This window comes from Paracoccus shandongensis (assembly GCF_017315735.1).
GTDB lineage: Bacteria > Pseudomonadota > Alphaproteobacteria > Rhodobacterales > Rhodobacteraceae > Paracoccus > Paracoccus shandongensis.
Genome location: NZ_JAFLRK010000007.1, coordinates 17,259 through 43,269, shown reverse-complemented (window position 1 = coordinate 43,269; position 26,011 = coordinate 17,259). Strand labels below are relative to the sequence as shown.

At 68.1% G+C, this 26,011-nt stretch carries 28 protein-coding genes; 7 read left to right on the top strand and 21 right to left on the bottom strand.

Annotation, left to right across the window (positions count from 1 at the left end):
- The 3 genes from JX613_RS07075 to JX613_RS07065 are packed head-to-tail and all read right to left on the bottom strand — an operon-like array spanning position 1 to position 3,601.
- Positions 1 to 879, bottom strand: a complete 879-nt coding sequence (locus JX613_RS07075) for a branched-chain amino acid ABC transporter permease (RefSeq protein ID WP_207100757.1) — start codon at positions 877 to 879, stop codon at positions 1 to 3.
- Positions 880 to 2,829, bottom strand: a complete 1,950-nt coding sequence (locus JX613_RS07070; RefSeq protein WP_237168415.1) for an AMP-dependent synthetase/ligase — start codon at positions 2,827 to 2,829, stop codon at positions 880 to 882.
- Positions 2,819 to 3,601 (bottom strand): ABC transporter ATP-binding protein, encoded by a 783-nt coding sequence (locus tag JX613_RS07065; protein WP_207100756.1) that lies wholly within the window; start codon positions 3,599 to 3,601, stop codon positions 2,819 to 2,821. The genes JX613_RS07070 and JX613_RS07065 overlap by 11 nt, the downstream gene beginning before the upstream one ends.
- Positions 3,602 to 3,769: 168 nt before the next feature.
- Here JX613_RS07065 and JX613_RS07060 point away from each other — a divergent pair, with 168 nt between their 5' ends.
- Positions 3,770 to 4,666, top strand: coding sequence for a LysR family transcriptional regulator (locus tag JX613_RS07060; RefSeq protein WP_207100755.1), 897 nt, complete (start codon positions 3,770 to 3,772; stop codon positions 4,664 to 4,666).
- Here JX613_RS07060 and JX613_RS07055 read toward each other — a convergent pair.
- The 9 genes from JX613_RS07055 to JX613_RS07015 form a co-directional block, all read right to left on the bottom strand.
- Positions 4,663 to 5,442 (bottom strand): SDR family NAD(P)-dependent oxidoreductase, encoded by a 780-nt coding sequence (locus JX613_RS07055; RefSeq protein WP_207100754.1) that lies wholly within the window; start codon positions 5,440 to 5,442, stop codon positions 4,663 to 4,665. The two genes, JX613_RS07060 and JX613_RS07055, sit on opposite strands and share 4 nt — an antisense overlap.
- Positions 5,439 to 6,242 (bottom strand): PCC domain-containing protein, encoded by an 804-nt coding sequence (locus tag JX613_RS07050; RefSeq protein WP_207100753.1) that lies wholly within the window; start codon positions 6,240 to 6,242, stop codon positions 5,439 to 5,441. The genes JX613_RS07055 and JX613_RS07050 overlap by 4 nt, the downstream gene beginning before the upstream one ends.
- A gap of 8 nt (positions 6,243 to 6,250) precedes the next feature.
- Positions 6,251 to 7,828: an acyl-CoA synthetase gene (locus JX613_RS07045; protein WP_207100752.1), complete on the bottom strand. Its 1,578-nt coding sequence runs from the start codon at positions 7,826 to 7,828 to the stop codon at positions 6,251 to 6,253.
- Positions 7,825 to 8,994: an acetyl-CoA acetyltransferase gene (locus JX613_RS07040; RefSeq protein WP_207100751.1), complete on the bottom strand. Its 1,170-nt coding sequence runs from the start codon at positions 8,992 to 8,994 to the stop codon at positions 7,825 to 7,827. The genes JX613_RS07045 and JX613_RS07040 overlap by 4 nt, the downstream gene beginning before the upstream one ends.
- Positions 8,991 to 9,776 carry an IclR family transcriptional regulator gene (locus tag JX613_RS07035; protein WP_207100750.1) on the bottom strand — a complete coding sequence of 262 codons (786 nt, stop codon included), beginning with the start codon at positions 9,774 to 9,776 and terminating at the stop codon, positions 8,991 to 8,993. Before JX613_RS07035 ends, JX613_RS07040 begins: the two co-directional genes overlap by 4 nt.
- Positions 9,776 to 10,792 carry a TRAP transporter substrate-binding protein gene (locus tag JX613_RS07030; RefSeq protein ID WP_207100749.1) on the bottom strand — a complete coding sequence of 339 codons (1,017 nt, stop codon included), beginning with the start codon at positions 10,790 to 10,792 and terminating at the stop codon, positions 9,776 to 9,778. The genes JX613_RS07035 and JX613_RS07030 overlap by 1 nt, the downstream gene beginning before the upstream one ends.
- A gap of 32 nt (positions 10,793 to 10,824) precedes the next feature.
- Positions 10,825 to 12,702: a TRAP transporter large permease gene (locus JX613_RS07025; RefSeq protein WP_207100748.1), complete on the bottom strand. Its 1,878-nt coding sequence runs from the start codon at positions 12,700 to 12,702 to the stop codon at positions 10,825 to 10,827.
- A gap of 202 nt (positions 12,703 to 12,904) precedes the next feature.
- Positions 12,905 to 14,485 carry a PAS-domain containing protein gene (locus JX613_RS07020; RefSeq protein ID WP_207100747.1) on the bottom strand — a complete coding sequence of 527 codons (1,581 nt, stop codon included), beginning with the start codon at positions 14,483 to 14,485 and terminating at the stop codon, positions 12,905 to 12,907.
- Between the two features lie 62 nt (positions 14,486 to 14,547).
- A complete protein-coding gene (locus tag JX613_RS07015) occupies positions 14,548 to 15,873 on the bottom strand; it encodes an ActS/PrrB/RegB family redox-sensitive histidine kinase (protein WP_207100746.1) in 1,326 nt (441 codons plus the stop codon).
- A gap of 90 nt (positions 15,874 to 15,963) precedes the next feature.
- Between JX613_RS07015 and JX613_RS07010 the strand changes: the two genes are divergently transcribed.
- The 3 genes from JX613_RS07010 (at position 15,964) to JX613_RS07000 (ending at position 17,602) form a co-directional block, all read left to right on the top strand.
- Positions 15,964 to 16,590, top strand: a complete 627-nt coding sequence (locus JX613_RS07010) for an SCO family protein (RefSeq protein ID WP_207100745.1) — start codon at positions 15,964 to 15,966, stop codon at positions 16,588 to 16,590.
- A 64-nt stretch (positions 16,591 to 16,654) separates the two neighbouring features.
- Positions 16,655 to 17,215: an ActR/PrrA/RegA family redox response regulator transcription factor gene (locus JX613_RS07005; RefSeq protein WP_207100744.1), complete on the top strand. Its 561-nt coding sequence runs from the start codon at positions 16,655 to 16,657 to the stop codon at positions 17,213 to 17,215.
- Between the two features lie 75 nt (positions 17,216 to 17,290).
- Positions 17,291 to 17,602, top strand: coding sequence for an H-NS histone family protein (locus JX613_RS07000; RefSeq protein ID WP_207100839.1), 312 nt, complete (start codon positions 17,291 to 17,293; stop codon positions 17,600 to 17,602).
- A gap of 43 nt (positions 17,603 to 17,645) precedes the next feature.
- On the opposite strand, the gene JX613_RS06995 is transcribed toward JX613_RS07000, so the two are convergent.
- Genes JX613_RS06995 through JX613_RS06985 form a run of 3 tightly spaced genes read right to left on the bottom strand, consistent with a single transcriptional unit; the run spans position 17,646 to position 19,378 of the window.
- On the bottom strand, positions 17,646 to 18,254 hold the full coding sequence (locus tag JX613_RS06995; protein ID WP_207100743.1) for an HD domain-containing protein: 609 nt from the start codon (positions 18,252 to 18,254) through the stop codon (positions 17,646 to 17,648).
- Between the two features lie 21 nt (positions 18,255 to 18,275).
- On the bottom strand, positions 18,276 to 18,791 hold the full coding sequence (gene secB, locus JX613_RS06990; protein WP_207100742.1) for a protein-export chaperone SecB: 516 nt from the start codon (positions 18,789 to 18,791) through the stop codon (positions 18,276 to 18,278).
- Positions 18,792 to 18,850: 59 nt separating this feature from the next.
- On the bottom strand, positions 18,851 to 19,378 hold the full coding sequence (locus tag JX613_RS06985) for an FxsA family protein (protein WP_207100741.1): 528 nt from the start codon (positions 19,376 to 19,378) through the stop codon (positions 18,851 to 18,853).
- 104 nt (positions 19,379 to 19,482) lie between these two features.
- On the opposite strand from JX613_RS06985, the gene JX613_RS06980 reads away from it, so the two are divergent.
- Together JX613_RS06980 and JX613_RS06975 are read left to right on the top strand one after the other, a co-directional pair.
- Positions 19,483 to 20,139: a Tim44/TimA family putative adaptor protein gene (locus tag JX613_RS06980; RefSeq protein ID WP_207100740.1), complete on the top strand. Its 657-nt coding sequence runs from the start codon at positions 19,483 to 19,485 to the stop codon at positions 20,137 to 20,139.
- A complete protein-coding gene (locus JX613_RS06975) occupies positions 20,139 to 20,729 on the top strand; it encodes a Smr/MutS family protein (RefSeq protein WP_207100739.1) in 591 nt (196 codons plus the stop codon). Before JX613_RS06980 ends, JX613_RS06975 begins: the two co-directional genes overlap by 1 nt.
- 29 nt (positions 20,730 to 20,758) lie before the next feature.
- Here JX613_RS06975 and JX613_RS06970 read toward each other — a convergent pair whose 3' ends face one another.
- The 5 genes from JX613_RS06970 to hslV form a co-directional block, all read right to left on the bottom strand.
- Positions 20,759 to 21,826: an alpha/beta hydrolase gene (locus JX613_RS06970; RefSeq protein ID WP_237168414.1), complete on the bottom strand. Its 1,068-nt coding sequence runs from the start codon at positions 21,824 to 21,826 to the stop codon at positions 20,759 to 20,761.
- A 68-nt stretch (positions 21,827 to 21,894) separates the two neighbouring features.
- Entirely contained in the window at positions 21,895 to 22,080 is a 186-nt protein-coding gene (locus JX613_RS06965) for a PLD nuclease N-terminal domain-containing protein (protein WP_207100738.1), read from the bottom strand.
- A gap of 52 nt (positions 22,081 to 22,132) precedes the next feature.
- Complete coding sequence (hslU, locus tag JX613_RS06960) at positions 22,133 to 23,440, bottom strand: ATP-dependent protease ATPase subunit HslU (protein WP_207100737.1); 1,308 nt, start codon at positions 23,438 to 23,440, stop codon at positions 22,133 to 22,135.
- A gap of 102 nt (positions 23,441 to 23,542) precedes the next feature.
- Positions 23,543 to 24,082, bottom strand: coding sequence for a GNAT family N-acetyltransferase (locus JX613_RS06955; RefSeq protein ID WP_237168413.1), 540 nt, complete (start codon positions 24,080 to 24,082; stop codon positions 23,543 to 23,545).
- A complete protein-coding gene (gene hslV, locus JX613_RS06950; RefSeq protein ID WP_207100736.1) occupies positions 24,072 to 24,629 on the bottom strand; it encodes an ATP-dependent protease subunit HslV in 558 nt (185 codons plus the stop codon). The genes JX613_RS06955 and hslV overlap by 11 nt, the downstream gene beginning before the upstream one ends.
- 87 nt (positions 24,630 to 24,716) lie before the next feature.
- On the opposite strand from hslV, the gene JX613_RS06945 reads away from it, so the two are divergent.
- Positions 24,717 to 25,619: a capsular polysaccharide export protein, LipB/KpsS family gene (locus JX613_RS06945; protein WP_207100735.1), complete on the top strand. Its 903-nt coding sequence runs from the start codon at positions 24,717 to 24,719 to the stop codon at positions 25,617 to 25,619.
- Positions 25,620 to 25,652: 33 nt separating this feature from the next.
- Here JX613_RS06945 and trxA read toward each other — a convergent pair whose 3' ends face one another.
- Positions 25,653 to 25,973: a thioredoxin gene (gene trxA / locus JX613_RS06940; protein WP_207100734.1), complete on the bottom strand. Its 321-nt coding sequence runs from the start codon at positions 25,971 to 25,973 to the stop codon at positions 25,653 to 25,655.
- Positions 25,974 to 26,011 lie beyond the last annotated feature (38 nt).

The following is a 26,011-nucleotide window of genomic DNA, read 5'->3' as shown; positions in this document are numbered from 1 at the left end:
TCAGATCCTCTCGATGTCTTCGCGGCCGAATATGCCGAAGGGGCGGACCATGATGGTCAGCAGGATGATCAGGGACGTGACCACGTCGCGCGTCGATCCGCCCGCGATGCTGTCCAGGTATCCGGGGATCACCGTGCCCAGGACGCCCACCAGGATGCCGCCCACCAGGACGCCCGGCACGGAATCGACGCCGCCCAGGATCACCACGGCGACCGCCGGGAACAGCAGCGCGGACAGCGTCCAGTCCACGCCCTGCGACGATCCCCACAGCGCCCCCGCCACCACGGCGGCGATGCCCGCGAGGCCCCAGGAAATCCCGATGGCGCGTTCCACGGAAATGCCCACCGCCCAGCTTGACACATGGTCGTCTGATACCGCGCGCAGCTTGGTTCCCAGCCTTGTGCGGAAGAACAGCAGCGATGCGCCGACCAGAGCCAGCGCGACGATGCCGCCGTAAAGCGCCGTGCGGTTGATGAACACGTCGCCGATGATGATGGGCGCGAAGTCGATCCCCAGGTCGATGGGCTTCGGCGTCGATCCCAGCACGCCCGGGACAAGCCCGCGCAGCAGGATCTCCAGCCCCAGGGTCAGCATGACGACCATGATCACCGGCTGGCCGACCATGCGGCGCAGCAGCAGCCGTTCCACGACCAGGCCGAAGCCGAACATGATCGCGGCGGCGATGGGAATGGCGATCCAGACATTGAGGCCCCAGGCCATGACCATCCAGACGGCGTAACCGGCGGTCATCACCAGCGCGCCCTGCGCCAGGTTCGGCACGCCCGCCGACTTGTAGATCAGCACGAAGCCCAGGGCCACCAGCGAATACATCAGCCCGGTCAGCGCGCCCGAAATCAGCAGTTCGATGAAATACGCCATTCAGCCGGCCCCCTTCACGTCGGACAGCCGCAGAACCCGGTCCAGCGACCCGGTCTGGCCGTTTTCATAGGTGATCCGCGCCTTGAAGTCGATCTGGCCCGCGCCCGCGTTCAGCGCCTCGATGATGGGGCCGTATCGGTCGTCGATCACGTTGCGCTTGAGCTTGCGGGTGCGCGTGACCTCCCCGTCGTCGGGGTCGAATTCCTTGTGCAGGTTCACGAAGCGGTCGATGGACAGCCCATGCGGCAGATGCGCGTTCACCGCCGCGATTTCGCCGGAAATCAGGTCATAGATGCGGCTGGCCTGCGAGAGTTCCGCATAGGACGTATAGGGCACCCCATGTTCCTGCGCCCATTGGCCGACCGCCTGGAAGTCGATGCAGACGATCGCCACCAGCATGTCGCGGCCCTGGCCGATCACGGCGGCGTCCTTGATGTAGGGGCTGAACTTCAGCCGGTTCTCGATATAGGTGGCGATGAAGCGGGTGCCGTCGCGCTTTTCCACCACCTCGGACACGCGGCCCAGCACGACCAACTGCCCGTCGGGTTCGATCTGGCCCGCGTCGCCCGTGTGCAGCCAGCCGTCCTGCAAGGCCTCGGCGCTGGCCTTGGGGTTCTGGAAATAACCGTCGAAGATATTGTCGCCGCGCAGCAGGATCTCGCCCCCCTCGTCGATCTTCATTTCCACGCCGGGGAAGGGGCGGCCCACGGTGGTCAGCGAGATGTCCTCGGGCTTCTGGGCCACGGCCAGGGCGCAGTTTTCCGTCTGGCCATAGAACTGGCGCAGGTTCAACCCGATGGCGCGGAACCACAGGAACACATCCTCGCCGATGGCCTCTCCGGCGGTATAGGCGCGCTTCACGCGGGCCAGGCCAAGCTGGTCGCGGATCGGGCCATAGATCAGCCATTCGCCCAGGAACCGCGTCAACCCGCCGCCCACGGGCTTGCCGTCCAGGCGCGCGCGTTCGGCCGCCATCGCGCGGGGCATGAAGTAATCGTAAAGCCGCCGCTTGATCCCGGTGGTTTCCGCGATGCCCACCTGCACGCGGGTCAGCATGGCCGACCAGGCGCGGGGGGATGCGAAATAGAGCGTCGGCGCCATTTCCCGCAGGTCGTGCAGCGCGGTCTCGCTCGCCTCGGGGATGTTGACGGTGAAGCGCAGCTCCATCGCCGCGCCGACCGAGAAGATGAAATCGCCCACCCAAGCCATCGGCAGATAGGCCATGTGGACCTCTCCCGCCTGGAAATATCCGGCGGCGGCGGCGTTCCTGACGCCCGACAGGACATGGCCGTGCTTCAGGGGGATACCCTTGGGCGCGCCGGTCGTGCCCGAGGAATGCATCAGCACCACGATGTCGTGAATGGTGGACCGCTGGATCAGCGCCTGCGCCAGACCGGGTTCGGCCTTCAGCCGCGCCGCACCTTCGGCCCGGATCGCGTCAAAGCCCGCCACGCCCGGCGGTTCGCGCCCCGCCAGCCCGCGCGGGTCGTCATAGATCACCAGGCTCAGATGCTGCCAGCGGCCCCGGGCCTCCAGCATCTTGTCCACCTGTTCCTGGTCCTCGGCCACGGCGACGCGGATATCCTCGCGCTCCATCTGCGCGGCCAGTTCCTCGGTCGGGGCATCGGCATAGGCGGGGGACGGGATCGCGCGCAGGCAGGCCGCGCCCAGCATGGCGAAATACAGGTTCGGGCGGTTGTCGCCGATCACCATGACCACATCGCCGGGCTTCACGCCGCGCGCTTCAAGGCCCGCCGCGAATTCCACCACGGCGCGCAGGTAATCGGCCCAGGTGTATTCCTGCCAGATGCCGTGGTCGCGTTCGCGCAGGGCGACCTGGTTCGGAACCTCGGCCGCGTTCTGCGCCAGGCGGGCCAGGATGGTGTCCTCGTCGCGCCAGTTCGGGTGCAGGGCCCTGGCCTGGGCCATCATCGCGGGGTCATGCTGCATGGCGGGGCTTCCCGATATAGGCCTCGACCACGCGCGGATCGGCGATGGCCTCGCGCGCGGGGCCCTGGGCGATTTCCTGGCCGTTGTTCAGGACCAGCACCCGGTCGCACAGCGCGGTCACGACATCCATGTGATGTTCGATGATCAGGACCGTCAGGCCCAACGCCTCCTGCGCGTCCAGGATGAAGCGGACCATGTATTCCTTTTCCTCCTGGTTCATGCCCGCCATCGGCTCGTCCAGGACCAGCAGCTTGGGTTCGGCGCACAGCGCGCGGGCCAGTTCGACCCGCTTTTGCAGGCCAAGCGGGATCACGTCGACATGTTCGTCGCGCGCGGGGGCCAGTTGCAGAAGGTCGATCACCTCCTCGACATGGCGGCGATGGGCGACTTCCTCCTTTTGCGCCCACCAGGGATAGAAGAAGGACGCCAAGGGGTTCGGCTTCATGAAGATGTGCCGGCCCATCAGGATATTGTCCAGCACGCTCATGCCGTGGAACAGCGCGACGTTCTGGAAGGTGCGCGCCACGCCCATGGACGCGATGCGGAAGGGCTTCAGCCCGCTGATCTGCCGCCCGTCCAGCGTGATGCGGCCGATCTGCGGGGGGTAAAATCCGGTGATGGCGTTGACCAGCGTGGTCTTGCCCGACCCGTTCGGCCCGACCAGCCCGAAAATCTCGCCCCGCCCGACGGCCATGGACACGTTCTTCAGCGCGACCACGCCCCCGAAGCGGCGGGTGATGTCGTCGCAGACCAGCATGGGATCGCCGCTCATGCGGGGAAAGACCCGTTCAGTCCGTGCATGACCTGTCCTCCCAAACAGTCTTGCCGAAACGCTGCCCCGGACCGGCTCCTCCTCCGGTCCTGGACAAGGAAAGGCTAGCATCGGTTGCGTTTTTCGGTAAACCGAAAAGAATGGCAAAACCCTTTCGGGATTCCTGAAATGCACCCGAACCTGGTCGATCACCTGCGCGCCTTTTGCGCCATCGCCGACACGGGCAGCCTGACGGCTGCGGCCAGGGAACTGCGGCGGCCCATTTCATCCGTCAGCTATTCGCTGGCGCAGCTGGAGCAACAATGCGGCTTCCCCCTGCTGGGACGCGGCCCCAACCGGGCCGAACTGACCGAGCGCGGCCGCGTCCTTCTGGCCGAGGCGCGCAGCGTCGTGGACCGCGCCCGCAGCTTCGCCACCCACGCCGCCTCGCTGGAAAAGGGCGAGGAAACGCGCCTGCGCGTGCTGGTGGACGTGCTGTTCCCGCGCGCCGACCTGAATGCCGCGCTGCGGGCCTTTGCCGCCGATCACCCGCACGCGCGGTTCCAGTTCTTCAACTCGTCCCTGGCGACGCTGTGGGACGACCTGCGGGACGGCAACTTCGACTTCGCCCTGACGCTGGCCGCCGCGATCCCGTCCGACATTTCCGCCCGCCACCTGGGGACCGAGACGCTGGGTCCGGTCTGCGCCGCAGGGCACCGGCTGGCCCGCCTGCCGCAGCCGCTGGCGATGCGGGCCTTTGATCGGGAACGGCAGATCTATTACGTCGGATCGCCGCAGATCGACATGGAGCGGGTGGGGCGGCTGTTTTCCACCGATGTCTGGACGGTGAACGACGTGGAGTCGATCAAGTCCATGGTCGCGGCAGGCCTTGGCTGGTGCTTTTCCGCCAGCCGCACGTTTGAAGCGGAAATCGCCCGGGGCGAGGTCGTGCCGCTTGTCTGCGAGGACATGCAGTTCCACCCGGTCCGCACCGTGGTCGTGGCCTGGCCCGCGCATCGCAGGCCCGGCCCCCTGGGCCAGGCCATGATCGAGGCCATGGCCGGGACGACGCGGCCTGCGCCCTAGGCGTTGCGCGCGGTCCCGTCCTCGCGCCGCAGGGCGGGCAGGCCCACGCCCGTCGCGTCGAAACCCCCGTCCACGGCCAGCGTCTGGCCGCTGATGAAGCTGGCCTTGTCGGAACACAAAAAGACGATGGCCTCGGCGATCTCGCGCGCCTCGCCGTAACGGTTCAGCGGGATCGCGTCGTAATAGGCGCTGATGATGTCCGGGGCGTGGACGGCCATCGCCAGCTTGGTCCTGACCGGGCCGGGGGCCACGCAGTTGACGCGGATGCCCTGTTCGCCCAGTTCCGCGGCGAATTGCTTGGTCAGGTGGATCACGGCGGCCTTCGAGGTGCCATAGGCCACCCGCAGCGTGGACGCCCTGAGCCCCGAGATCGAGGCGATGTTGACGATGGCGCCCCGGGTCTTGGCCAGTTCCGGGATCGCCGCCTGGGTGCACAGGAACACGCCGTCCAGGTTGGTGGCCATCACCTCGCGCCATTGCTCGAAATTGGTCTGGCGGGCGCGGGAAAACAGCGCCACGCCCGCGTTGTTGACCAGGGCATCGACGCGGCCCCACTGACCGACGACCTGCCGGATCACGCCATCGACGGCCTGGGGGTCGGAGATGTCGGCCTCGACGGGCAGGACGTTTTCCATGGCGTCGCAGGCGCGGTGCAGTTCTTCCGTGTCGCGGTCCACCACGGCCACGCGCCAGCCCTGTTCCAGGAAGATCCCGGTCGCGGCAAGGCCGATGCCCCGCGCGCCCCCGGTCACGATGGCGACTTTGGCGTCTGTCATGGGTCTGTCCTTTCGATCAGCAGTTCCAGCGTCACGCCGACCGGGTTTGCCCCGCGGTCCAGCGTGCCGCGCATGATGGTGCCCTGGGTGTCCACGACCTCGATCGGGACCTGGGCGCGGCCCTGGGCCAGCATGGCCCCGTCCAGCCGCAATTCGGTGGCGTGGCAGTCCATGTGGGTGCCGTCGGTGAAACGCACATGGTCGATGCTGCCCAGGCCATGCAGGCGAGCGTTGGCGATGCCGTGGCGGGCGGCCAGCGTTTCGATGGCCGTGACCACATCCTCGCCGGGCCGGATGCGGGCCAGCAGGCCGCTGCCCGAGCCGGTGCCCTGCGGGGTGAACAGGGTGAAGGCGGTCTCTGTATCGGGCAGCGCCTCGAACCAGGCGTCCGGCGCGCCCAGGCCGTGGACGGGGGCGTCCGCCGCCAGCACGGAATCCAGCGGCAGCAGATGGCCCATGGTCCCGCCCCAGGTGCCGTGGCAATGCAGGAAAGGCGCGCCGTCCTTCCAGCCGACCGTGGCGGTCGCGCGCTGGATCGTGACCGCCCCGTCCGGCGCATGGGTTTCGGAATACCAGGCCGCATGGATGCCGTCGGTCGAGGGCGCGGGCAGGACATAGCGCAGGGGATCGCAGGTCACGCCGTCCAGCCAGACCACGCCGCCCTTGCAGCCCGCATCCGCGAACAGCCGCGCCACCGCCGTCATCACCGTCCGCCCGGCGGGCAGCACGCCCGAGATCCGCCGCAAGGACGCAGGCACCGCCACCGCGCGTTCCGCCGCGCGCGGGCCGGGATGGATCATCCGCTGCCTCATGCGATCATGCCGCGGGCTTCCAGTTCGGCGCGGATCATCTTCTTGGTGATCTTGCCATAGGCCGATTTGGGCAAGGCGTCCCAGAACAGGAAGCGTTTCGGCATCTTGTAGCGCGACAGCTTCCCGTCCAGGAAAGCGGCCAGCTCTTCCTCGGCCACCGGCGCATTCGCCACGCAGACCGCCCAGCCGATCTCTCCCCACAGGGGGTCGGGGACGCCCAGGACCGCGACCTCGGAAATGGCGGGGTGGGTGAGGATCTTCTCCTCGATCTCTCGCGGATAGACGTTGGACCCGCCCGAAATGAACATGTCCGACTGCCGCCCGGTGATATAGACGAAGCCCCCGTCGTCCATGTGGCCCAGGTCGCCCGTGCGGAACCAGCCGTCGCGGAAGGATTTCGCGTTGGCCTCGGGGTTTCGGTAATAGCCCGCGAAGACGGCGGGGCCGATGCAGCAGATCTCGCCCGTCTCGCCCGGCGCGACTTCGCGGCCCTGGTCGTCCTGGATCTGGATCTCGATCCCCGTGCGGGCATGGCCGCAGGTGCCGATGCGGGCCGTGGGGCCGTCCTCGGCCTGGTGCAGATGGGCGGGCAGGACGGTGATGTTGCCGGTCACCTCGCCCAGGCCGAAGTATTGCACCAGCACGGGGCCAAGCGTGTTCAGCGCCTTCTGCTGGTCCACCCGGTACATCGGCGCGCCTGCATAGATGACATAGCGCAGCGAGGACGTATCGGCCGTGGCGGTCGAGGGATGTTCCACCAGCAGCTTCAGGATCGTCGGCACGGTGAACATGGTCGAGACGCGCCAGTCCCGCACCAGATCCCAGACCTGCGCGGGATCGAAGCGTTCCGTGGGCAGCAGGACCGTCTTCACCCCCCGCGCCACCTGGGTCAGTTGATGGACGCCCGCGCCATGCGAGAGCGGCGCCACCACCAGCGAGGCATCATTGCCGGTCAGCCCCGGCATCAGGTCGGCCAGGTGGTTCGTCACCACGAAGGCCATCTGCCCGTGCGTCAGGACGGAGGCCTTGGGCCGCCCCGTGGTGCCCGAGGTGAAGAAGAACCAGCAGGGATCGTCGCGGTCCACCGGGGCCACCTGCGGGCGTTGCCCCCTGTGGTCGGCGGTGATGGCGGCCACGTCCGGCCCGAAATCCGCCGCGCCGAAGGCCAGCGTCGGCACGCCGCAAGCCGCCGCGTGGTCGGGGAAGCTGGCGTTGCAGACCATCAGCGTCGCACCCGAGGCTTCGGTCAGATAAGCCACCTCCTCGGGCGTCTGGCGGAAGTTGGCGGGCACCCAGACCCCGCCCGCGCGCCAGACGGCGAACATCGCCTGCATCATCTCCATGCAGTTCTGCGACTGGCACATCACCCGGTCGCCCTTCTGCAACCCGAACCGGGTTTGCAGCGCATGGGCCAGGGCATCGGTGCGGGCGTTCCATTCCGCCCAGGTCCAGCGGGCATCGCCCATGACCAGGGCCACGCCATCCGGGTCGCGCCGCGCCGCCTGGGCCAGGAAGGTCGCAAGGTTCATCACGCGGGTGGACACCGGGGCCAGCCCGCCAACGGGATCGGTCATTTCTCTCGTTCCAGGATCGAGCAGTAGTTGGCGACCGCCGTGCCGCCCATGTTGAAGACGCCCGCCAGGGTCGCGCCCGGCACCTGCATCGCGCCCGCATCCCCGGTCAACTGCATCGCCGCCATGACGTGCTGCGACACGCCGGTCGCGCCGATGGGATGGCCGCGCGACTTCAACCCGCCCGAGGGGTTCACGGGCAGCGCGCCGTCCCTGCGCGTCACCCCGTCGCGGATCACGCGCCAGCCCTGGCCGCGCGGGGCAAGGCCCATGGCCTCGTATTCGATCATCTCGGCGGTGGTGAAGCAGTCGTGGGTTTCCACCAGCGACAGGTCGGTGATCGCCAGCCCCGCCTGGTCCAGCGCCTTGCGCCAGACGCGGTGCGCGCCCGCGAATTCGGTGGGGTCGCGGCGCGACAGGGCCAGCATGTCGCCCACCTGCGCGCGGGCGCGGAAGCGGATGGCGCGGGCCAGGGTTTCCGCCACCTCGGGCGCGGCCAGCACGATGGCGGCGGCGCCGTCCGACACCAGCGAGCAATCGGTGCGCCGCAGCGGCCCCGCGACCAGCGGGTTCTTGTCGGACGGCGTGTTGCAGAAGGCCAGATCGAACGCCTTCTGCATGTGGGCATAGGGGTTGCGCGTGCCGTTATCGTGGTTCTTGGCGGCGATCATCGCCAGTTCCTCGGACCTGTCGCCGTTTTGCTGGAAATAGCTGTCGGTGATCCGGCCAAAGACGCCCGCGAAACCGCCGGGGGTGTCGCCCTCCTCGGCCACGTAGCTTGCCGACAGCAGCACGCCGCCCACATCGGCGATGGGGATCGCGGTCATCTTCTCGGCCCCGATCACCAGGGCCACCTTGCCGCGCCCGGATGCGATGAAATCCGCCGCCGCATAAAGCGCCGCCGATCCGGTGGCGCAGGCATTTTCCGTGCGCATGAAGGGCACGCCCGCCAGTTCGGGGCTGCCCATGGCGACCAGCGCGCCCTGGAAATCCTGGCGCTGGAAGCCGTTGTTGTAGACGCCGGTGAAGATGCCGTCCACGGCATCGGGCGTCAGGCCCGCGTGTTCCAGGGCGGGCAGGGCGACCTCGGCCATCAGGGCCATGGTGTCGGGCGAATCGGACTTGCCGAATTTCGTATGCGCCCAGCCGACGATCAGGGGGTCAGTCATCCGGTGTTCCTTTCAAGGCTGGCAAGGCTGGCGGCGATCGCCTGCGCCTCGCGATGCAGCGCGGCGGCCAGATCGGCCTGCCGCGCGGGGGTCATGCGGTTCTCGATGGCGGCGATGGAGAGTGCCCCCGCAGGCCGCCCGTCGGGCCAGAGTATCGCAACCCCAAGGCCCCAGGAACCCGCCACGACGCGGCCAGGGTTCAGGGCATGGCCTTGCGCGCGGGCCTGCGCCAGATCCTCCAGCAGGCCAGGCATCAGATCGCCCACCAGGGGCGCGACCCTTGCCAGCAGCGCGTTAGCCTCGGTTTCGGGCAGGGCGGCCAGGATCGCCAGCGCCCCCGCGCCGACGCCCGCGGGCTTGCGGTCGCCGCGCATCAGGGCGTGGGTGCGGACCGGGAAATCGCCCTCGATCCGGTCCAGGCACAGGCTATGGTCGTCCTGCGGCACGGTCAGCAGCACCGTGTCGCCGGTGTCCCGCGCCAGCCGGACCATGCCGTCGCGCGCGTGGTGAAGGATGCCGTGGCGTTCCGCCGCAAAACCCGCCAGCAGATAGGTTTCCGGCCCCAGGTGATAGCGCCGCGTCTGCCGGTCCTGTTCCACCATCCGCGCCGCGCTAAGCGCCAGCAGCAGCCGCCGCGCCGTGGGCCGCGCCAGCCCTGAGGCGGCGGCAAGCTGCGCCAGCCCCATGCCGTGCGCGCCGCCCCGCCCGACCAGCGACAACAGCGACAGCGCACGCGCCACCGCCTGCGTGCCGCCGGTGTCCAGGGGGGCGGCGTCACGCATCAGGCAAGCTGCCTGCCGATGGCGGCTTCCAGGATGGCCCAGGCCTCGTCGCCATAGGTCTTTTTCCATTCGGCATAGAAACCGGCCTCGCGCAGCTTGTCCTCGAACGCCTTTGGATCGGCGTCGTTGAAGACAAAGCCGTTCGCTTCCAGTTCGCCGCGCAGGGTCGCGTTCATCGCGGCGATGTCCTCGCGCTGCTTCAGGGCGGCGGCGTTGAAGTTGTCGGCCACGGCCTGCTGCACATCCTCGGGCAGGGCGGCCCAGGCACGGCGGTTGCCCAGCATCCAGAAGCCGTCCCACATGTGGTTGGTCATGGAACAGTACTTCTGCACCTCCCACAGCTTGGCCACCTTCATGATCGCCAGCGGGTTTTCCTGCCCGTCCACGATGCCGGTCTGAAGGGCGGTATAGACCTCGGCAAAGTTGATCGACGCGGGGGCGGACCCGAAGGCGGTGAACAGCGAAGTCCAGAGCGGCGACACGGGGACGCGGATCTTGAAGCCTTCCAGGTCGGCGGGCGTCGTGATCGGCTTGGTGGAGGAGGTGATCTGGCGGAAGCCGTTGTCCCAGATCTTCTCCATCACCACCAGGCCCGCGCCTTCGATCTGCCCGCGCTCATAGGCGCCCAGTTCGCCATCCATGGCCTTCCAGACGGTGTCGTAATCGGGGAAGGCGAAGCCCACGCCGTTGATCGAGGCGTTCGGGACCAGCGTGGACAGGATGATCGGCGAAAGCTGGAAGAATTCCACCCCGCCCGAGCGCAACTGCCCCAGCACGTCGGTATCCGCGCCCAGCTGGTTCGAGGGAAAGATCTGCAGGTCGAAGCGCCCGCCGGTGGCTTCCAGGATGGCCTTCTGCGCCTCGGCCAGGCGGACGTTGCTGGGATGGTCCAGCGGCTGGTTGTTCGCCACCTTGTAGCTGAATTCGGCGGCCATGGCCGGGCGGACCCGGATGAAGGGCGTGGCCAGGGCGCCGGCGGCGGCGCCCAGCAGGATGGTGCGGCGGGTGATCGTCATGAAACTCCTCCTCCCCGAGGTGTTGGAAACGGTTACAGCAATGCGGTCGAGAACCAGGGCACGGCGGCGATGGCCAGCAGGCCCACCATCAGCGCGGCGAGATAAGGCCAGATCTTCGCCATGACCTGTTCGGCGGGCACATTGGCGATCTTGCAGGCGATATAGAAGCCGATGCCGATGGGCGGGGCCATCAGCCCGATGTTCATGGCCGTGACGATGACCATGGCGTAATGGATGTCGTGGATCCCCAGGCCGCGCGCGATGGGAAACATGATCGGCGCCAGCAGCACGATGGCGGGCAGGCCTTCCAGCACGCAGCCGAGGATCAGGAAGATCGCGACCGATGCCAGCATGAAGACGATCCAGCCGCCGGGCAGGCCGGTCACAAGCACCATCAGGTCGCGCGCGAAGCCCGACTGCGTCAGCGCCCAGGCCATCGCGGATGCCGCGCCCAGGATCAGCAGGATCGCCCCCGACATGGCGGCGGTTTCCACCAGCATCCCGCCCACCCGGCGCAGGGGGATGCCGCCATAGAGGACCGCGCCGATGACAAAGGCGTAAAGCGTGGCGATGGTGCTGACCTCGGTCGCGGTGGCGACGCCGCCGCCGACCAGGCTGCGGATCATGAAGGGCAGCACCAGGGCAGGCGCGGCGATCAGGGCGGTGCGGCCGATGACAGACAGGGACGCGCGGCGCACGCCCTCCATCCGCTCGCCCCGGGCCTTCCAGCGGGCGAGGATGGCGAGGACCACCAGCAGCACCATGGCGATGGCAAAGCCGCTGGTGAAGAGGCCCGCGATCGACACGCCCGCGACCGATCCCAGCACGATCAGCACGATGGAGGGCGGCACGGTGTCGGCCATGGCCGCGCCCGTCGCCAGCAGCGCGGTCATTTCGGGCGCGGAATGGCCGCGGCGGCGCATCTCGGGGAACAGCGCGGGCGCGACCGTCGCCATGTCCGAGACCTTGGAGCCCGAGATGCCGGATACCAGGAACATGGACCCCAGCAGCACATAGCTCATCCCCGCCTTCACATGGCCGAAGAGCGAGGCGAGGAAGCCCACGATGGCCCGCCCCATGCCGGTCGCGTCCAGGATGCAGCCCAAGAGCACGAAGACCGGCACCGAGAGCAGGATCAGCGAGGACATCCCCTCGTCGATGCGGCCCATCATCACGAAGACGGGCGCGTTGGTGGCAAAGGTCAGGTAGCCCAGCGTGGCAAGGGCAAAGCAGAAGGCGATGGGGACGCCCACGATCAGCAGCAGGCCGGCGAAGAGGCCCAGGAACAGCGGCAGGTTCCAGTTGCCAAGCGCCAGCACGGCGGGCTTGGAAAACCACAAGGCGGCGGCAATCATGCCCGCCAGAACCAGCGTCCCCCCGATCGTTGCCCATTCGCGGGTGCGCAGCACCGACAGCACCATCAGCAGCGCCATCAGCCCGATGCCGGCGGGCAGGGCCGATGCGCGCCAGGACATCGGCAGCTGCAGCGCGGGCGAGGTGACAAAGGATTCCTCATAGGCGTATTCGACGGCCACCGGGAACAGCCGGACCAGCAGGACGCAGACCAGCACACTGCCCCCGATCTCCAGCACGCGGGCCAGCCGGTCGGGCAGCAGCGGCAGGAAGACCGTCAGTTTCATGTGCTCGTGCCGGTCCACGGCCAGGGCCGCGCCCAGCATCGCCATCCAGATGAAGCTGATCGAGGCGACCTCGTCCCCCCAGATTAGGGGTTTCGCCAGGACATAGCGGAAGAAGACATTGGCCAGCACGGTGACGATCATCACCACCAGCAGGCCAGCGGCGGCGATTTCCACCGGACGCATCCAGCGTTCGGCGCGCTTCGGCTCGGCCAGCGCCTCGATCCCGCCCAATGCCAATTCGGCACCGGCATGTGCATCCGTCTGGTGCATCCTGTCCCCCGTCGGGCAGCGGCGGCCTCCTCTTGCCGCGTCCTGGTCCACATGGTGGATTCGGAACTGCCCTCTCCGTTGTCAGGGATAGGCGGTGAAATGACAGCTTGGCAACTGAAAATTAGAGGATCGTGCGATCCAGCAGGCAGGTGCGGCCGGTTCGTGTTCCATATCGTAGAACAGGGGCCGAAGGGCTTTGCCCCTAGACCGCCGTTCCCGCCGCCAGCAGGCGTTGCCCGGCAGGTTCAGGCTGCGTCGCGGGATCGGGCAGGCGGAAGCGGACCATCTGCCGCCCGCCGGGAAGCCGGGTCACCGACCAGCCCAGCAATTGCCCCCCGGGGCCCTTGATCAGCCCGCTGTCGCGCGAGGCGCCCTCGGATCCGGACAGCCGCGCGTTCAGAGCCTCAAGGCCCGGGCCCGCCTCGGCCTGGGCCTGCCAGCAGGCCAGCGCGCCGCTCAGGCTGTCGGGGGCGGCTGTCCAGAGGTCGCGGTAAACCTGGTTCGTCATCGCCACCTTGCCCTCGGCGGAAAAGACCGCCACCGCCTCGCCGATATTGTCCAGGATGTTGTGGCCCAAGGCCAGTTGCGCGCGGAACTTGCGGGTCAGGCTCATCTCGGACGTGATGTCCTCGAACAGGAAGGCCACGGCGCCGTCGGGATGGGGGCGGCCGGTGACGCGATAGGTCTGGCCGCCGGGCAGGGACCATTCCTCGACATGGTGGCCGGTCGCGGCGGCGCTTTCCAGGTTGCTCATCTGCTGGCGCCAGCTGCGGAAATCCTTGGGCTCGGGGACCATGCGCAATTCGCGCAGCTTGTCCAGCAGGTCGAACAGCGTGGGCCGCGCGGTCAGGAAGCCGGTGGGCAGGTTGGTCAGGTCGATCAGCGCCGGGTTGAACAGCTGCAACTGCCGCTGGCGGTCGAAGATCGCAAGGCCGATGGGCAGGTCGGCGAAGGTCTTGGTCAGGGTTTGCACGAATTCGCGCAAGGACCGTTCGGCGCTGACCGCCGCATCGGCGGGCAGGGCGAACATCATCACCTGGTCGCCGACGGGGTGGCTGTGGCAATCATACCAGGACACCGCGCCGTTCTGGTTCAGGGACGCCCGCCGTGTCCGCGTTCCCGCGCCGGGCACCGGCCGGGGCGAATCCAGCAGGCGCGGCAGCGGCCAGCCGATGGGTTCGTCCCCCTGCGCCTCGGCCCGGCGCAGATAGGCGGCATTGGCCCAGGTCACCCGGTCCTCGGCGTCCTGGCGCCAGACCAGCATCGGCGTCTGGTCCAGCGAGCGGCGCAGCAGGTCCAGTTCCTCCTCCATCGCCTGCTGGGACATGGAATCGACCACGATGCCCGCGTATTCCGCCTGGGGGTCGGTGATGGTGATGCGCAGAAGACCCGCGTCGAGCCCCTCGGCCACCAGCCGCAGCGCCGCGCTGCCCGAGCCCGCCTGGCCCAGGAACTCCACCCGTCCGGCGCGGTCGATGCGGCCCAGGGCTTCGATCGCGTCGGGAAAGCGCGGGCCGATCCATTGCAGAAGGCGCGTCCAGTCCCCTTCGGGCGCGGAAAAGCGGTCCAGAAGCGCCCGGGCGGGCGGCGTCGCGTCGATCAGAAGCCCGTTGCGGAACAGCATCACCATGGGCTTGAGGCTGCTTTCCAGCCCCTGCGGCAGGCGCGGCCGGTCCCGGCCCGGGCCCCTGTCCCACCACCGGACCACAAGGATCGCCAGCAGGACCGAGGCGGCCCCCGTCAGGACCACCATCAGGATCAGCGCGGCGCCATGCAGGGACATTCCTTGCTCCTTCACGTTTGGCGCAACCATAGGAGGAGGGGACTTAAGGAACAGTTAAAATGTCAGGCTTCCTGCGCGGGATTGTCGCCCAGTGGCGCGCGCGCATCGGCCAGGATCCGGTCCAGCGGCCAGCGCACCGTCACCACCGCGCCCGGGCCCCCGTTGGCAAAGCCAAGCCGCGCGCCGGATCGTTCCAGAAGGGTCTTGGCGATGAACAGGCCAAGGCCCATGCCGTCATACCCGTCGCGCTGCGCGCCGCCGCGCCGGCTGGTCAGGTAGGGATCGCCGATCCGCGACAAAAGCGCGGCGGGATAGCCCGGGCCGTCGTCGCGGATCGTCACGCAAAGCCAGCCATTGCCGATCTGCGATTCGACCGCCACCTCGCTTGCCGCGAAATCGACGGCGTTCTGGATCAGGTTGCGCAAGCCGTGGATGATGGCGGGATCGCGGCGGATGTCAAAGCTGTCGGCCTTGATCCGGACGGCGGGGCCACGCCCGGCATGGGGTTCGGCCGCATCCTCCAGCACGGCGCGCAGGGGGGCCGCGCGCAGGTGCAGGTCGTCCTTGCCCGCCCGGCCCATCGACCGCAGGATCTGGGCGCAGCGCACCGCCGAATCGCGCAGGGCCATGGCGTCGGCCTGCAGGTCGGGGCGGTCGTCCAGTTCGTCCGCAAGTTCGGCCGCGATCAGCTTGATGGTGGCCAGGGGCGTGCCCATCTCGTGCGCGGCGGCGGCCACGACGCCGCCCAGGTGCTGCAGCCGCTGTTCGCGCGCCAGGGCCATCTGGGTCGCGAACAGCGCGTTCGAGGTCGCCTGCAGTTCCGCCGTCACCCGATGGGCATAGCCCGCGAAGAACACCACCCCGATCAGCAGCGCCGTCCAGTGCCCAAGCGCCAGCGTGGGGGCCAGCGCCAGTTCCTGCCCGTCCGCGCCATGCAGCGGCATCGCGATCAGCGCCGCGATCGAGACCAGCGCCACCGTCGCCACCCCCAGGGCCACCGTTTCCCGTGCGTCCAGCGAGGTCGCGGCCACCGTCACCGGCGCCAGGACCAGCAGCGCGAAGGGATTGGCCAGCCCCCCGGTCAGCGCCATCAGCGCCGAAATCTGGATCACGTCAAAGGTCAGCTGCACCACCGCCCCCCGGGTCGAAGTCCGGCGCGGGGGCGACAGCACCTGCCACAGGTTCATGGCGATGGCCGCCGCGATCAGCGCCAGCACGGGTTCCAGCGCAAAGCCGATGCCCATGATGCGCGCCACGACCACCGCCGCAAGCTGGCCCGCGATGGCGAACCAGCGCAGCAGCACCAGGGTGCGCATCCGGATCGGCTCGGCCTCGGGCGGGGCCAGGGGGTCGATGGGGGGATCGGAGGGAGGAAAGGCTGGGGCCATGCGCGTTCCGGTGCGACGATGCGGACCTTGATACGCGGGCCGGGATGGGCGATCAATGTGCCGCTTGCGCCCGCCCTGAGGAGAAAAACCATGGCCGACCGGAAAATCCTGCTGATCGGATGCGTCGCCGCCGCGGCCCTGCTGGCGTCGGGCGGGCTTTACCTGGCGGGGCGCGGGGGCGACCAGTTCGCCGGATGCGGCGGCAGCGCGGTGGCGGGCGGCATGGACGCCTTTGGCACCGACTTCACCCTGACACGGCAGGACGGGCAGCGCGTCACGGCCGAGCAGGTCTTCGACAAGCCCTCGCTTCTTTATTTCGGCTATACGTCCTGCCCGGATGTCTGCCCGATGGACAGCGCCCGCAACGCCGAGGCCGCCGCCCTGCTGGCCGAACAGGGCAAGGACGTGCAGACCGTTTTCGTCACCGTCGATCCCAAGCGCGACACGCCCGAGGTCGTGGCCGATTTCACCAGCCTCTTTCCCGGCGACATGATCGGCCTGACCGGCACGGACGAGGAGATCGCCGCCGTCAACAAGGGCTGGCGCAACTATTACAAGGCCAATGACGCCGAGGACGGGGAATACTATCTGGTCGATCACATGACCAACACCTATCTGGTGCTGCCCGGCAACAGGACGGTCGATTTCTTCAACCGCGACACCCCGCCCGAGGTCATGGCCGAGCGCGTCGGCTGCTTCGTCGATGCCCTTGGCTGAGAAGTGATTGCCCCTGTCCCGGCGTTGCGGCAATGTTACCGTTCACGCAAGCTGGGACTGCGCCATGGAAGTCGAAACACCCGCCCGGACGGCCCCGGGCCCCGATCCCTCGTTGATCCTGGTCGATGACGACGAAACCTTCGTGACGCGGCTGGCGCGGGCCATGGAAAAGCGCGGCTTCGTCCCGCGCACCGCCACCAGCGTCGCCGATGCCCTGGCCGTGATCCGCGAGGCGCCCCCCGCCTATGCCGTGATCGACCTGCGGCTGGAGGACGGCAACGGCCTCGACGTGGTCGAGGCGCTGCGCGAGTTGCGCCAGGACGCCCGCATCATCGTGCTGACGGGATACGGCGCCATCGCCACCGCCGTGGCGGCGGTGAAGATGGGCGCGACCGATTACCTGGCAAAGCCTGCGGATGCGAATGACGTAACGTCCGCATTGCTGTCGAACGGCGAGCCGCTGCCCCCCCCGCCCGAGAACCCGATGTCGGCGGACCGCGTCAGGTGGGAACATATTCAACGGGTTTACGAACAATGCGATCGCAATGTCAGCGAAACCGCACGCCGGTTGCATATGCACCGCCGCACGCTGCAGCGAATCCTGGCCAAGCGCGGGCCACGGTGAATTAATGACATGTCTTGTAATTTTCATCGCATTATATAATCTAGGTTTAATCAATTCATGATGGATGCAGATGAAATGAACCTCGACCTGGACAAGATGACGCTTAAAGACCTGCGTGATCTTCGGGCAAGACTGGACCGCGCGATCAATTCCTATGAAGATCGTAAACGCCGCGAAGCCCTGGCGGCGATCGAGGAAGCCGCACGAGAGCATGGTTTCAACCTTGCCGACCTGACGGGCGCGAAACCGCGCCGGTCGGGAACCGTCGCGCCCAAATACGCAAATCCCGCGGATCCGACGATGACCTGGACCGGCCGCGGCCGCAAGCCCCGCTGGGTTCAGGACAGCCTTGAAGGCGGCAAGCAGCTGGACGACCTGCTGATCTGACAGGGTTTTTTGCGCAAGGCTGCCCCATCGGGGCAGCCTTTTCCTATGCGGCCCCGCCTTGGGCCTCGTTCAACATCCTGAACCGTTCCAGAAACGCCTCGCGCACCTCGGCAGGGGGGCGTAATTGAATATGCAATACGGACAAAATAGTTTCGTTTTGCAAGGGAAACAGGCGTTTTGCCTCGGCCAGGCTGAAACCGGCGATTTGAACGGCCTCCAGCCGCGCTGAAATCCGGTCGGCCGCCTTGATTTTAACCTTTATTGACGATGGTATTGTCGCGGGCAAACCAAAGCGGCGGTGGATGGCCGCCGTCAGCCGTTCGTCCATGCGGCCATATTCCGCCCCGAGCGCCGCCTTGACGGGGGAAATCATGTCGCCGATCACATATTCCGGCGCATCGTGCAAAAGCGCGGCCAATCGCCAGCGCGTCTCGATCCCGGGATAAAGGCGGACCAGGATATCCTCGACCAGCAGGGAATGTTCGGCGACCGAATAGGGCCAGTCGCCAATGGTCTGGCCGTTCCAGCGGGCCACGAAGGCCAGGCCATGGGCGATGTCGGTGATCTCGATGTCGACAGGCGTCGGATCCAGCAGATCCAGACGCCGGCCCGACAGCATCCGCTGCCAGGCCCGGCGCGGGCGCGGGGCCATGGGTCAGGCCGCCATGGCGCGTCAGGACAGCCGCTGGTCGGCGGGCGCGCCCTGCTGCTGCGCCTGCGCGCGGCGCGCGAGTTCCTGGCGGTACAGCGCCACGAAATCGACCGGGTCCATGTTGAAGGGCGGAAAGCCCCCGTCGCGCGTCACGTCGGAAATGATGCGGCGCACGAAGGGAAACAGCATCCGCGGGCATTCGATCATCAGGAAGGGGTGCAACTGGTCCTCGGGCACGCCCTCGATCAGGAAGACGCCGCCGTAATCCAGCTCGGCCAGGAACAGGGTCGCGTTGTCGCCCTTGTTGGTCGAGGTGACGCGGAACTTGGAAATCACCTCGTACTGGTTGTCGCCGGCGCGCTTGCGGGCGTCCAGGCTGACCTGGACGGTGATCTCGGGCTGGACCTCGCCCTGGGGGGCGCCCTTGGTGGCGACGGCGTTTTCAAACGACAGGTCGCGGATATATTGCGCCAGGATCTGCATCCGCACGGGCGGGGCTGCGGGCGCGGTTCCGTTGGCGGTGGTTTCGTCGGCCATGGGTTTTCCCTTGAAAGGATGACACTTGGCCCCGGTTCTATCAGGCGCGGGTCACGGCCTCAATGGCGTGTCCAGCCCGAGCCGCCGGGACGCGCGGGCCGGTCGTCCGGCCCCTCCTCGGGCAGGTCGAGCGGCGGGCGCTGACGCGGGGGCGTGTCCTCGACCACGAAATCCGCGTCGATCACGTCGGCGTAAGGCGGGCGATGGGCCTCGCGCCGCGCCCTCATGTGGACCGACCGGACCCGCATCCGCCGTCCGGCCTGGCGCATCACAAGATCGCGCACCGGCCGGATCAGCAGCAGAAGGCCCACCGCATCGGTGAAAAAGCCCGGCACGATCAGCAGCGCGCCCGCGACCATCAGCATCATGCCATGGGCCAGGGGCCGCGACGGATCGCGCAGCTGCGCCAGGCTGCGCTGCGCCTCGATCCAGGCATGGGCGCCTTGGCTGCGGATCACGGCCATGCCCAGAAGGGCGGCCAGCACCACCAGCGCCAGGGTGGCCCAGACCCCGATCAGCCCGCCCACCTGGATGAACAGCGCGATCTCGACAATGGGCAGCGCCACGAAGATCCACAACAGCCACATTCCGATTCCTTCCCGGCCAGGGGATAACTGGACTTGCCCCGGCCCAATCCCTACATAATGACGCAGATCAACGATACCAGCCAAGACCACATGAGGCCAATCGCATGAACAACCCGTTGCTGCAGTTGCTTGTCCTGGCCGGGATCGCGATTTTCCTCATCCTGCGGCTGCGCAACGTGCTGGGCACCCGCGACGGGTACGAGCCCCCGCAGGTCGAGGCCCCCGACCGCCCCCGCCCGCGCTTCGACGTGATCGAGGGCACGGCCGAGGAGCCCGACCACGACATCCTGGACCATGCCGAGGCGGGCAGCCCCGCCGCCCGCGCCCTGGCCGCGATGAAGGCGGCCGAGCCGTCATTCGGCTTGATGGATTTCCTGGGCGGCGCGAAAGGCGCCTATGAGATGATCCTGATGGCCTTTGAACGCGGCGACCTGTCCGAGGTGCGGCCCTTCCTGGCCGAGCCCGTGGCCGCCGCCTTGCAGGGGGTGATCGACGACCGCGCGGCCAAGGGCCAGACGGTGACGGCGCAGTATATCGGCACGCGCGAAACCGCGCTGGCCGGGGCAGAATTCGACCCCGCCACGGGCATGGCCGAGATTTCTGTCCGCTTCGTGGGCGAACTGATCGCGGCCACGCGCGACGCGCAGGGCAACGTGGTCGAGGGCGATCCCAAGGCCCCGCGCAAGCAGCGCGACACCTGGACCTTTGCCCGCCGCATGGGCCAGGACGATCCGAACTGGCAGCTTGTCGCGACCGGCTGATGGCCCGCCGGCAAAGTCGGTGGGGCGGCCTGACCCCCGAGGACAGGGATCTGTGGGCGCGCGTCGCCCGCACGGCGGTGCCGATGCACCCCGAACGCCCGAAGCCCGCCGAACCTGACGCGCGCCCGGCCCCCAAGCCGGTGGTGCCGCGCCCTCGCATCCCCGAATTCAGCATCGGCCAGGCGGCGGCTGCCCGGCCCGCCGCGCCGCCCGCGCCCGCCAGCCCCGCGCAACGCCTGGCGCAGCAGGCCCTGCGCATGGACCACAAGATCCACCGCCGGATGTCGCAGGGCAAGCTGCCGCCCGAGGCGCGGCTGGACCTGCATGGCATGACGCTGGCCGCGGCCCATCCCGAACTGATCGGCTTTGTCCTGTCCTGCCATGCCCGGGGGCACCGGCTGGTGCTGGTCATCACCGGCAAGGGCAAGGGCGATCACGGTCCCCTGCCGACGCGCCCCGGCGCCCTGCGCCACCAGGTGCCCCACTGGCTGCACATGCCGCCGCTGTCGGCGGTCGTCCAGCAGGTCACCGCCGCCCATTACCGCCATGGGGGCGAGGGGGCCTATTACGTCTATCTGCGCCGGACCTGAGGCATGGGGTTCCCCCACCACGCCGCCCCCTAGAAGGCCGGCGCCAGCACCACCTGCACCGCCTGTTCGACCCGGCTGACCGCGCCGCCGATCAGGCCGGGGCCGGTGCCGCCCTCGTCAGGCAGGATCCGGTCCAGGTCGCGCATCCGCGCCAGGATCCGTTGCAGGGCGGGAGAATCGGCCAGGTTGAAATGCCCGTAGCCGGTGCTGAAGGCCCCGGTATCGACCACCACCACATCCAGATCCGCGACGGGGCGCGCATCGGGGATGTTGCCCAGCCTCAGCGGCTCGTCCGAGATCAGCGCCGACAGTTGCAGCGCCCGGTCGCGGGGCGAGGTCATGATGACGAAGGGCTGCGGCAGCGGCCCGATGGCGCGGACCTGCGACCGGAACAGCCGCAGATCCAGGTCGGGCGAGATCAGGACCACGCCGTCGATCTGCCCGATCAGGTCGCGCCGCCCGGTCAGGGCCATCTGGCGCAAGGCCTCCATCAGCAACTGGCCGCCCATGGAATGGGCCATCAGCACGATCCGGCCCCGGCCGCGCGCCTGCGCCAGCAGCTCAATCGTCTGCACCAGCCCGTCGCGGGAATAAAGCGCGCCGTCCCGGTCGCCCGAATAGGCATAGGGCTTCATCCGCGAAGGCCACGAGAAATGCGCGTGGATGCCCGGCAGTTGCAGGTCATGGGCCAGTTGCGCGGTGCGGTAAACGCCCTCGGCGAAGCTGTAGTTGTAGCCATGCACGAACAGCATGATGTCGCGGTTGCCTGGGCCCCGGCCCGCCAGATCCCGCTCGATGGCGCGGCGGAAGGCGCCCGCATCGGCAAGCCGACCGCCGCCCGTGACCAGGAACTCCCGGTCGGGATCGCCGCCGGGCCGGGGATAGGCCAGATCGCCCGGCGCGCGGTCGGGCGGGACCGACACGTCGATGCGCGAAAACCAGGGCTGCGGGACATGGTGGCCCGACAGGTCGCGTTGCGCGGCGACCCAGATCGGCTCGGCGATGCGGGGCTGGTATCCGGCGGGGGCCATCACCAGGGCGCCGCGCGGCCCGCAGGCCGCAAGTGCCAGAACAAGGCAGAAAAGGAAATGCCGCAAGCGTCACCTTACAGGGAAACGGTCGCGGCAAGCCTGTCAGAGAAATGCGCCCCAGGCCAGTCCCGGCGTCAGATCCGCCCGCCGTAATTGGCCTTGGGGCCCATGAAATACCACAGGATCAGCCCGACCACCGGCAGGATCGCGATCAGCGCGATCCACAGGATCTTGGTGCCCGTGCTGACATTCGTGTTGATGACCGAGGCGATGGCCCAGACATCCAGCACGAAGATGATGATTCCGAAGACGTAACCCATGACCAGTCCCCTTTTCCTGCCGGGCCAACCCGGATCCATGCCGGGCGGTTCCTTATAGCACGTAACGCGACAGATCGGTGGACCGCGCCAGATCGCCCAGGTGGCGTTCGACATAGGCCGCATCGACCTGGACCGTCTCGCCGTCCTTGTCGGGGGCGCTGAAGGACAGTTCCTCGAAGACGCGCTCGATCACGGTGTAAAGGCGGCGCGCGCCGATGTTTTCCACCGCCGCGTTCACCTCGGCCGCGATCCGGGCCAGCGCGGCGATGCCGTCGGGGGAAAAGCCCACGGTGACGTTCTCGGTCGCCATCAGCGCGGTGTATTGGCGCGTGAGCGCGTTGTCGGTTTCGGTCAGGATGCGGATGAAGTCGTCTTCCGTCAGCGCGCGCAGTTCCACGCGGATCGGCAGGCGGCCCTGAAGTTCGGGCAGAAGGTCGCTGGGCTTGGCGACATGGAACGCACCGGATGCGATGAACAGGATGTGGTCGGTCTTGACGGGGCCGTATTTGGTGCTGACGGTCGTGCCCTCGATCAAGGGCAGCAGGTCGCGCTGCACGCCCTCGCGGCTGACATCGCCGCCGCGCGCATCGGACCGGGCGCAGACCTTGTCGATCTCGTCGATGAAGACGATGCCGTTCTGCTGCACGGCTTCCAGGGCTGCGGCCTTGACGGCCTCGTCGTCCAGCAGCTTGTCGGCTTCCTCGGCGATCAGCAGGTCATAGCTTTCGGCGACCGTCATCTTGCGCCGGACACGCCGCCCGCCAAAGGCCTTCATCAGCCCCGACAGGTCCATCATGCCGCCCAGGGACTGGCCCGGCTGGCCGGGGATCTCCATCGCGCCGAAGGGATTGGACGTGTCCTGCACCTCAAGCTCGATCACGGTGTCGTCCAGTTCGCCCCGCTTCAGCTTGTCGCGGAACATCTGGCGGGTGCCGTCGCGGGCGTCCTTGCCGGCCAGCGCCTCGATCACGCGGTCCTCGGCCGACTTGTGGGCGCGGGCCTTGACCTCCTCGCGCATCCGTTCGCGGGTGTCGATCATGGCGGCGTCGGTCAGGTCGCGGATGATCTGCTCCACGTCGCGGCCGACATAGCCGACTTCGGTGAACTTGGTCGCCTCGACCTTGATGAAGGGGGCGTTGGCCAGCTTGGCCAACCTGCGGCTGATCTCGGTCTTGCCGACGCCGGTGGGGCCGATCATCAGGATGTTCTTGGGATAGACCTCGTCGCGCAGGTCGTCGCCCAGCTGCTTGCGGCGCCAGCGGTTGCGCAGGGCCACCGCCACGGCGCGCTTGGCGTCCTTCTGGCCGATGATGAAGCGATCCAGTTCGGATACGATCTCGCGCGGGGTCAGGTCGGTCATGGGTCTGCCTTTGAAGGGTTTAGGCGCAGATAAACAGTCGGGGCGGCAATTTGAAGGGTTGCGCTTTTGGGTTGCGGATCGTGGACAGGGTCCACCGCGCGCCTATAGAAAAGCGAAGGCCTGCTGATCCGGCTCGTGCCGCATCAGCAGGCAGTCGCCCGTCCGGCCCAGAAACCCGGGGATCGCCCGGAACCCGGCCTTTTCATAGGCGCGGACCGCGCGCAGGTTGGCGGGGTCCGGATCGATGATGAGGGTCCGCTGCCCCTCGGCCCGCAGAAGGGCCACGAAAGCCGCCAGCGCGCGCGAGCCGATGCCTTTCGACAGCAGGGCGGCGGGGCCGATGGACAGATCGACGCCCAGCGTGTCGTCTGGCAGGTCCATGACCCAGGGGGCCTCCGACAGCCAGGGTTCCACCCGCGCATCCGCGATGCGCCAGGCCTGGATATAGCCGACGGGGCGGTCCTGGTGGTGAAACAGAAAGGGCTGCGTGCTGTCGCGGCCCCGGATCATGTCGCGGATATGGCCGATCTCGGTCTCCGTATCCCCGGACCACCAGTCCCGCCAATGGGGCAGGGCCATCCAGCCCGCGATCAGGGGCAGGTCGGCCGCCGTCACCGGCGTGAAGGCGATGTCAGGTTCCAATGACCTCGACCGTCAGGTTGCCGTTGGTATAGACGCAGATGTCGGCTGCGATCGCCATGGCCTTGCGGGCCACCGTTTCGGCGTCGCCCTCGCCTTCCAGCAGGCCCCGCGCGGCGGCCAGCGCGAAGTTCCCGCCCGACCCGATGGCGGCCACGTCGTGTTCGGGTTCCAGCACGTCGCCCGCGCCGGTGACGACGTAAAGCCCCTGCCCGTCGGTGACGATCAGCATGGCTTCCAGGTTGCGCAGGTATTTGTCCATGCGCCAGTCCTTGGCCAGGTCCACGCAGGCGCGCTGCAACTGGCCGGGGGCGGATTCCAGCTTCTTTTCAAGCCGTTCCAGCAGGGTGAAGGCGTCGGCGGTCGATCCGGCAAAGCCCACCACCACGTCGCGCCCGCCGGGGGTCAGGCGGCGCACCTTGCGGGCGGTGCCCTTCATCACGGTGGGGCCGACGCTGACCTGCCCGTCGCCCGCGACCACCACCTTGCCGCCGCGCCGCACCGCCAGGATCGTGGTGCCGTGCCAGCCGGGAAATCTGTCATCCGCCATGAGGGTTTTCCTTCCGTTTTCCGGGTTGCAGATATGGGCACGGCCCTGGCCTTGCAACCCGTCGGCCCTTTGTGCAGCGTGGCGCGCATGGACCAGCCTCCCATCCTGCGCGTTTATCTGCATCCGCCCATGCTGCAAACGGCGCAGGCGGGCAAGCTGGGCTTTCTGAACCGCATGTCCCGCCTGCTGGGCGAACGCGGCTGGCAGGTGATCATCCAGCGGTCGGGCGAAACCGCGCGCCAGGCCGCCCCTGGCCTGCCGGGCCATGCGCTCTATCACATGGAACAGCCCACCCATGACCGCGCCCTGACCTTCCGGCGGGCCTATCATTACCCCTTCTGGCGGTTGGAGCGGCACGCCGAACGGTGGTCCTGGCCCATCGCCCGGGCGCGCTTCGATCCCCGGTCGGTCGATGCGCAAGCCGCGCGCGATTTCGCGGGCAGGCTGCGCCAGCGCGTGCTGCCGGGGCCGGACCCGGTGCGGGGCGACCACGTCCTGATCCCGCTGCAAGGGCGGTTGCGCGCCTGCCGGTCGTTCCAGACCATGAGTCCGGTCGCCATGGTCGAAACCGTCGCCCGCACCGGCCGCCCGGCCATCGCCACCTTCCACCCCAAGGAACCCCCTGACACTGAGGACCGCCGCGCCCTGGACGCACTGGCCCGGCGATACCCGAACCTGACGCTTGGCGGTGACACGGCGCAACTGCTGCGCGGCTGCGCCTTTGTCGCCACGCAGAACAGCGCGGTGGGTTTCGACGGGCTGATCCTGGAAAAGCCGCTGGTGCTGTTCGGGATGGCGGATTTCCACCACATCGCGCTGAACGTGGCCGAACGGGGGGCGGAGGAAGCCCTGGCCCGCGCGGACGGCCACCGCCCCGACTTCGCGGGTTACCTGGACTGGTTCCTGCGCCGGACGAGCCTGGACATGATGGCGCCGGATGCCGACGACCGGATGCTGGCGGCCATGAAAAAGGGCGGCTGGCCCGTCTGAACCCGCCGCCCTTCGACCGTCACGAAGGACAGGTCAGATCGATTCCTCGATCCAGTTCTTCAGCGCGGCCTTGGGGGCGGCGCCCATGCGGTTCGACACGACCTCGCCGCCCTTGAACATGAACAGCGCCGGGATGCCGCGCACGCCAAGGGCGGCGGCCTGTTCCTGGTTCTCGTCGATGTTGACCTTCACGATCTTGACCTTGCCGGCATATTCCTCCGACAGCTCCTCCAACGCGGGGCCGATCTGCTTGCAGGGGCCGCACCATTCGGCCCAGAAATCCACGATCACGGGGGTGTCGGACTGGCGGACCTCGGTGTCGAACTGGCTGTCGGTGACGGGCAGGGTGGCCATTCTATCGCTCCTTGCAAGGGACATGCCGGCGGGATGCG

What these genes read in the sequence shown, in the direction of transcription:
- JX613_RS07065 (WP_207100756.1), bottom strand. Translation starts at nt 3,601, where the DNA reads ATGAGCGGCGATCCCATGCTGGTCTGCGACGACATCACCCGCCGCTTC.
- JX613_RS06965 (WP_207100738.1), bottom strand. Translation starts at nt 22,080, where the DNA reads ATGGGTTACGTCTTCGGAATCATCATCTTCGTGCTGGATGTCTGGGCC.
- secB (WP_207100742.1), bottom strand. Translation starts at nt 18,791, where the DNA reads ATGGCCGACGAAACCACCGCCAACGGAACCGCGCCCGCAGCCCCGCCC.
- JX613_RS06945 (WP_207100735.1), top strand. Translation starts at nt 24,717, where the DNA reads ATGGACCAGCCTCCCATCCTGCGCGTTTATCTGCATCCGCCCATGCTG.
- JX613_RS07015 (WP_207100746.1), bottom strand. Translation starts at nt 15,873, where the DNA reads ATGGCCCCAGCCTTTCCTCCCTCCGATCCCCCCATCGACCCCCTGGCC.
- JX613_RS06985 (WP_207100741.1), bottom strand. Translation starts at nt 19,378, where the DNA reads ATGTGGCTGTTGTGGATCTTCGTGGCGCTGCCCATTGTCGAGATCGCG.
- JX613_RS07075 (WP_207100757.1), bottom strand. Translation starts at nt 879, where the DNA reads ATGGCGTATTTCATCGAACTGCTGATTTCGGGCGCGCTGACCGGGCTG.
- hslV (WP_207100736.1), bottom strand. Translation starts at nt 24,629, where the DNA reads ATGGCGGATGACAGATTTCCCGGCTGGCACGGCACCACGATCCTGGCG.
- JX613_RS07010 (WP_207100745.1), top strand. Translation starts at nt 15,964, where the DNA reads ATGGCCGACCGGAAAATCCTGCTGATCGGATGCGTCGCCGCCGCGGCC.
- JX613_RS06980 (WP_207100740.1), top strand. Translation starts at nt 19,483, where the DNA reads ATGAACAACCCGTTGCTGCAGTTGCTTGTCCTGGCCGGGATCGCGATT.
- JX613_RS07070 (WP_237168415.1), bottom strand. Translation starts at nt 2,829, where the DNA reads ATGCAGCATGACCCCGCGATGATGGCCCAGGCCAGGGCCCTGCACCCG.
- JX613_RS07025 (WP_207100748.1), bottom strand. Translation starts at nt 12,702, where the DNA reads ATGCACCAGACGGATGCACATGCCGGTGCCGAATTGGCATTGGGCGGG.
- JX613_RS07000 (WP_207100839.1), top strand. Translation starts at nt 17,291, where the DNA reads ATGAACCTCGACCTGGACAAGATGACGCTTAAAGACCTGCGTGATCTT.
- JX613_RS07060 (WP_207100755.1), top strand. Translation starts at nt 3,770, where the DNA reads ATGCACCCGAACCTGGTCGATCACCTGCGCGCCTTTTGCGCCATCGCC.
- JX613_RS07055 (WP_207100754.1), bottom strand. Translation starts at nt 5,442, where the DNA reads ATGACAGACGCCAAAGTCGCCATCGTGACCGGGGGCGCGCGGGGCATC.
- JX613_RS06975 (WP_207100739.1), top strand. Translation starts at nt 20,139, where the DNA reads ATGGCCCGCCGGCAAAGTCGGTGGGGCGGCCTGACCCCCGAGGACAGG.
- JX613_RS07035 (WP_207100750.1), bottom strand. Translation starts at nt 9,776, where the DNA reads ATGCGTGACGCCGCCCCCCTGGACACCGGCGGCACGCAGGCGGTGGCG.
- JX613_RS06995 (WP_207100743.1), bottom strand. Translation starts at nt 18,254, where the DNA reads ATGGCCCCGCGCCCGCGCCGGGCCTGGCAGCGGATGCTGTCGGGCCGG.
- JX613_RS07045 (WP_207100752.1), bottom strand. Translation starts at nt 7,828, where the DNA reads ATGACCGATCCCGTTGGCGGGCTGGCCCCGGTGTCCACCCGCGTGATG.
- hslU (WP_207100737.1), bottom strand. Translation starts at nt 23,440, where the DNA reads ATGACCGACCTGACCCCGCGCGAGATCGTATCCGAACTGGATCGCTTC.
- trxA (WP_207100734.1), bottom strand. Translation starts at nt 25,973, where the DNA reads ATGGCCACCCTGCCCGTCACCGACAGCCAGTTCGACACCGAGGTCCGC.
- JX613_RS07030 (WP_207100749.1), bottom strand. Translation starts at nt 10,792, where the DNA reads ATGACGATCACCCGCCGCACCATCCTGCTGGGCGCCGCCGCCGGCGCC.
- JX613_RS07005 (WP_207100744.1), top strand. Translation starts at nt 16,655, where the DNA reads ATGGAAGTCGAAACACCCGCCCGGACGGCCCCGGGCCCCGATCCCTCG.
- JX613_RS07020 (WP_207100747.1), bottom strand. Translation starts at nt 14,485, where the DNA reads ATGTCCCTGCATGGCGCCGCGCTGATCCTGATGGTGGTCCTGACGGGG.
- JX613_RS07050 (WP_207100753.1), bottom strand. Translation starts at nt 6,242, where the DNA reads ATGATCCATCCCGGCCCGCGCGCGGCGGAACGCGCGGTGGCGGTGCCT.
- JX613_RS07040 (WP_207100751.1), bottom strand. Translation starts at nt 8,994, where the DNA reads ATGACTGACCCCCTGATCGTCGGCTGGGCGCATACGAAATTCGGCAAG.